This is a genomic window from Campylobacter showae CC57C (assembly GCF_000344295.2).
GTDB classification, from domain to species: domain Bacteria; phylum Campylobacterota; class Campylobacteria; order Campylobacterales; family Campylobacteraceae; genus Campylobacter_A; species Campylobacter_A showae_B.
In genome coordinates this window covers 1-5,853 of sequence record NZ_AOTD01000077.1, presented here as the reverse complement: position 1 = coordinate 5,853, position 5,853 = coordinate 1, and the positions used below count along the sequence as shown (strand labels likewise).

Sequence of the window (5,853 nt, the reverse complement as noted above, 5' to 3'; positions counted from 1 at the left end):
CAACCACCAAAAACAAATCTTCAAGAACAAAGAACAGATTACAAGATAAATAAACCAAAGAGTACAGAATATAAAACAAGAGAGTAATTAGTATAAAAGAATAAAAAACAAAGCCCGCAACGACCTACTTTCCCGACATCCCAGTAAGGGAGAGTATCATCAGCCAGGACGAGCTTAGCTTCTTGGTTCGAGATGGAGCAAGGCGTTTCCTCGTCTGTATAGTCACGGGCAGTGTTAAAGAAATAAACTATATTAATTTACTTTTTTAACACTGCTATTTAATTGTTAAAAGTCAAATCTCGTTTTAACTAAAACAAGATCTTGATAGGGTATAGATTAGATATTTTATTTCGGATTTTAGAAGTAAAATTACCCTTAACAAGGAAGTGATGCTTATTAAAAGATAAGCAGACGAGCTATTAGTACTGGTCAGCTAAAGGACTTTCATCCATTACACACCCAGCCTATCAAACTTATAGTCTATAAGAGCTCTTAAAAGAAGATTCATCTTGGAGTTGGCTTCCTGCTTAGATGCTTTCAGCGGTTATCACATCCCGACATAGCTACCCAGCGCTACCCTTGGCAGGATAACTGGTACACCAGTGGTCGGTTCAACCCGGTCCTCTCGTACTAGGGTCAACTCTCCTCAATCTTCTTACGCCCACGGCAGATAGGGACCGAACTGTCTCACGACGTTCTGAACCCAGCTCGCGTACCGCTTTAAATGGCGAACAGCCATACCCTTGGGACCTGCTCCAGCCCCAGGATGCGATGATCCGACATCGAGGTGCCAAACCTCCCCGTCGATGTGAGCTCTTGGGGGAGATCAGCCTGTTATCCCCGGGGTACCTTTTATCCTTTGAGCGATGGCCCTTCCACACAGAACCACCGGATCACTAAGACCGACTTTCGTCCCTGCTTGACGTGTATGTCTCGCAGTTAAGCTGGCTTTTGCCTTTATACTCTGCGAACGATTTCCAACCGTTCTGAGCCAACCTTTGTAAGCCTCCGTTACATTTTGGGAGGCGACCGCCCCAGTCAAACTACCCACCAGACATTGTCCTACTTGAGGATAACTCAAGCTAGTTAGCTATCAGAATAAAAAAGAGTGGTATCTCAACAACGGCTCACCATAAACTGGCGTCTATGGATCAAAGCCTCCCACCTATCCTGCACATTTTTATCCCAATAGCAGTGTCAAGCTGTAGTAAAGGTCCACGGGGTCTTTCCGTCTTGCCGCGGGTAGGAGGAATTTTCACCTCCACTACAATTTCACTGGATCCCTCTTCGAGACAGCTCCCATCTCGTTACGCCATTCATGCAGGTCGATATTTAATCGACAAGGAATTTCGCTACCTTAGGACCGTTATAGTTACGGCCGCCGTTTACTCGGGCTTCGATCAAACGCTTCGCAGAGCTAACGTCATCAATTAACCTTCGAGCACCGGGCAGGCGTCACACCCTATACATCCTCTTACGAGTTAGCAGAGTGCTGTGTTTTTGGTAAACAGTCGGGAGGGACTCTTTGTTGTAACCTTCAATGCTTACGGAGTAAATCCTTCACAAAGTTAGGCACACCTTATACCGAAGATACGGTGCTATTTTGCAGAGTTCCTTGAAGAGAGTTCTTCCACGCGCCTTAGAATACTCATCCCACCCACCTGTGTCGGTTTACGGTACGGGCAACTATAACTAAACTTAGAAACTTTTCTTGGCTCGACAGTATCAGCAATTCGCTATCCATTCCGAAGAACTTCAAACGCCTGTGGGGTCTCGGCTTAAAAAGATCCGGATTTGCCTGGATCTTAACCTACACCTTTCGACTAGCACTACCATCCGCTAGCTTGCTTAACTCTAAGCGTCCTTCCATCGCACATTATAGTTGGCATTGGAATATTAACCAATTTTCCATCGCATACCCCTTTCGGACTTTGCTTAGGACCCGGCTAACCCTACGATGACGAGCATCGCGTAGGAAACCTTGGGTTTACGGCGTTGGGGATTCTCACCCCAATTATCGCTACTCATGCCTGCATGCTCACTTGCATTCGCTCCAGCGCTCCTTACCGGTACACCTTCGACGCTGAATGCAACGCTCTCCTACCACTTAGTAAAACTAAGTCTAAAGCTTCGGTACTCATTTTAGCCCCGTTATATTTTCCGCGCAGAATCACTAGACCAGTGAGCTATTACGCTTTCTTTAAAGGATGGCTGCTTCTAAGCCAACCTCCTGGTTGTTTAAGTAACTCCACATCGTTTTCCACTTAAATGAGATTTAGGGACCTTAGCTGTTAGTCTGGGTTGTTCCCCTCTCGACGACGGATTTTATCACTCGCCGCCTGACTGCCATGATTACACACTAGGTATTCGGAGTTTGATAGGGTTTGGTACATTGGTGTATGCCCTAGCCCATTCAGTGCTCTACCCCCCAGTGTTACTACATGACGCTATACCTAAATATATTTCGGAGAGAACCAGCTATCACGATGTTTGATTGACCTTTCACCCCTATCCACAAGTCATCCCATGGCTTTTCAACGCCAGCGGGTTGGGTCCTCCACCGGCTCTTACACCGGCTTCAACCTGCTCATGGATAGATCACATCGTTTCGGGTCTGCAGCATCTGACTAAACGCCCTATTAAGACTCGCTTTCGCTACGGCTCCGGGTTTCCTTAACCTCGCCAGACACCACAACTCGCAGGCTCATTATGCAAAAGGCAGTCCATCACACGTCATAAAGAATCGTGCTCTGAATGATTGTAAGTAAATGGTTTCAGGTTCTATTTCACTCTGATCACCTCAGTTCTTTTCACCTTTCCCTCACGGTACTTGTGCACTATCGGTCTAGTAGTAGTATTTAGGGTTGGATCGTGGTCGACCCAGCTTCAGACAGAATATCACGTGTTCCGCCCTACTCAGGATACTGCTAAGTAAAACAAAGCTTTCATATACGGGAGTATCACCCTCTGTGCTTAATCTTTCCAGATTATTCTATTAGCTAAGTTTAGTCTATATCGCAGTCCTACAACCCCGTTAGTAAACTAACGGTTTGCCCTCTTACGCGTTCGCTCGCCGCTACTAGCGTAATCTCTTTTGATTTCTTTTCCTGAGGGTACTAAGATGTTTCAATTCCCCTCGTTCGCTCCATATTAGGTAGTTAAGCTCGCGCTTAACTGGGTTGCCCCATTCAGAAATTCCCGGATCAAAGCCCCTTGACGGCTCCCCGAGACTTATCGCAGCCTGGCACGTCTTTCATCGCCTCTACTAGCCAAGGCATCCACCACTTACTCTTAGTAGCTTACCTTTTATTAGTATATAATATATTCTAATTCGCATCACTTCCTTGTTAAAGGTAACTATTAAATTTAAGATTTCATAGCTAAGCCTCAAATTTAAGATCAATTACTAAATTTAAATCTCTAGCTTTTAAGACGGAAAGCATTGACTAATACCTAGGTAAGTTTTAAATCCTATGATATCTTGTGACGTCAAACTTCTGCATTAAGCAAATAAGCAAGATCTTTAAATCTTTAACAAGTCCTGTAAAATTGTTTTATTTATTAAAACTTGATTGTGACTTTTAACAATGATAAACTAAATAACATTTAGACTTCGCAGACTAGCAAAGCTAGTCTTTGCGACCAAGGGCACAGCCCTTTGGAAACCCCTAAAGCACACCGCTTCTTTCGGAAGCGCCGTAAAAATAAAGAGTCTATTTCGACAAAGTCTAAACTAAACATTTAATAAAAATACTTAGTTTAGACTTTTTGATGTTAAACTAATCATGGTGGAGAATAGCGGGATCGAACCGCTGACCTCCTGCGTGCAAAGCAGGCGCTCTCCCAGCTGAGCTAATTCCCCAATTAAATTCTCTGGTGGGCCTAACAAGACTTGAACTTGTGACCTCACCCTTATCAGGGGTGCACTCTAACCAGCTGAGCTATAGGCCCCTATAGGTTTGTGTCAATCTTTCAAAACTAAACAAGGTCGATTGAGTAGATATACTTTTAATCTTCTTTAGCGTAGCGACAAGTTGCTACTAAGAAGCAATACTAAAGTTACAGCTAAAACGATTGCTTCGCAATCTTATTTAGCATCTAGTATTGTATATCCAAATTTTCCTTTGACGAATATCTTGTGAGAGAATATTCGTTGTACTCTAGAAAGGAGGTGATCCAACCGCAGGTTCTCCTACGGTTACCTTGTTACGACTTCACCCCAGTCGCTGATTCCACTGTGGACCATAACCGGTTTGGTATTTGGGCTTCGAGTGAAATCAACTCCCATGGTGTGACGGGCGGTGAGTACAAGACCCGGGAACGTATTCACCGTAGCATGGCTGATCTACGATTACTAGCGATTCCGGCTTCATGGAGTCGAGTTGCAGACTCCAATCCGAACTGGGACGTATTTTATAGATTTGCTCCATCTCGCGATATTGCGTCTCATTGTATACGCCATTGTAGCACGTGTGTCGCCCCGGACATAAGGGCCATGATGACTTGACGTCGTCCACACCTTCCTCCTCCTTGCGAAGGCAGTCTCATTAGAGTGCTCGGCCGAACCGTTAGCAACTAATGACGTGGGTTGCGCTCGTTGCGGGACTTAACCCAACATCTCACGACACGAGCTGACGACAGCCGTGCAGCACCTGTCTTAACATTTCTGCAAGCAGACACTCTTCCATCTCTGGATGATTTGTTAGATATCAAGTCCGGGTAAGGTTCTTCGCGTATCTTCGAATTAAACCACATGCTCCACCGCTTGTGCGGGTCCCCGTCTATTCCTTTGAGTTTTAATCTTGCGACCGTACTCCCCAGGCGGTATACTTAATCCGTTAGGTGCATTACTGCCTCGACTAGCGAAGCAACAACTAGTATACATCGTTTAGGGCGTGGACTACCAGGGTATCTAATCCTGTTTGCTCCCCACGCTTTCACGCATTAGCGTCAGTTAAGTTCCAGCAGATCGCTTTCGCAATGGGTATTCTTCTTGATCTCTACGGATTTTACCCCTACACCAAGAATTCCATCTGCCTCTCCCTTACTCTAGATTATCAGTTTCCCAAGCAGTTTAACGGTTAAGCCGTTAGATTTCACAAGAGACTTGATAATCCGCCTACGCGTCCTTTACGCCCAGTGATTCCGAGTAACGCTTGCACCCTCCGTATTACCGCGGCTGCTGGCACGGAGTTAGCCGGTGCTTATTCCTTGGGTACCGTCATAATTCTTTCCCAAGAAAAGGAGTTTACGCTCCGAAAAGTGTCATCCTCCACGCGGCGTTGCTGCTTCAGGGTTTCCCCCATTGAGCAATATTCCCTACTGCTGCCTCCCGTAGGAGTCTGGACCGTGTCTCAGTTCCAGTGTGACTGATCATCCTCTCAGACCAGTTACGCGTCATAGCCTTGGTAAGCCATTACCTTACCAACTAGCTGATACGATATAGCCCTATCCATTACCGAAAAACTTTCCCGTATCTACTTATATAGATACGGAGTATAAGGTATTAGCAGTCGTTTCCAACTGTTGTCCCTTAGTAATGGGCAAGTTAGCTATATATTACTCACCCGTGCGCCACTAAGATTAAATAGCAAGCTATTTAATCTCCGTTCGACTTGCATGTATTAGGCACGCCGCCAGCGTTCACTCTGAGCCAGGATCAAACTCTCCATATAAAATTTACCTAAAATAAAAGTATCTTAGGATTTAATATGAAGTTTTAATCAAAAAACTTTAATTTTATTAATTAGTTTTATCTCTTATCTACTTTCCAGGGAAAGCCTGATAAAAGATTGGCTCAATCGATCACTTGTTTAGATTTCAAAGATTGACTAATTAGTTTAACAGTGTTAA

General features: G+C 44.7%; 2 tRNA genes and 3 rRNA genes. All 5 read right to left on the bottom strand.

Annotated features, from left to right (window positions below):
* Positions 1–111: 111 nt before the first annotated feature.
* A 5S ribosomal RNA gene (gene rrf / locus H740_RS03180) occupies positions 112–230 on the bottom strand.
* Positions 231–399: 169 nt separating this feature from the next.
* A 23S ribosomal RNA gene (locus H740_RS03175) occupies positions 400–3,305 on the bottom strand.
* Between the two features lie 481 nt (positions 3,306–3,786).
* Positions 3,787–3,862, bottom strand: a tRNA-Ala gene (locus tag H740_RS03170).
* Between the two features lie 12 nt (positions 3,863–3,874).
* A tRNA-Ile gene (locus tag H740_RS03165) sits at positions 3,875–3,951 on the bottom strand.
* 213 nt (positions 3,952–4,164) lie between these two features.
* Positions 4,165–5,675, bottom strand: a 16S ribosomal RNA gene (locus tag H740_RS03160).
* The 16S, 23S and 5S rRNA genes sit together here with 2 tRNA genes alongside, the layout of an rRNA operon.
* Between the last annotated feature and the right edge of the window lie 178 nt (positions 5,676–5,853).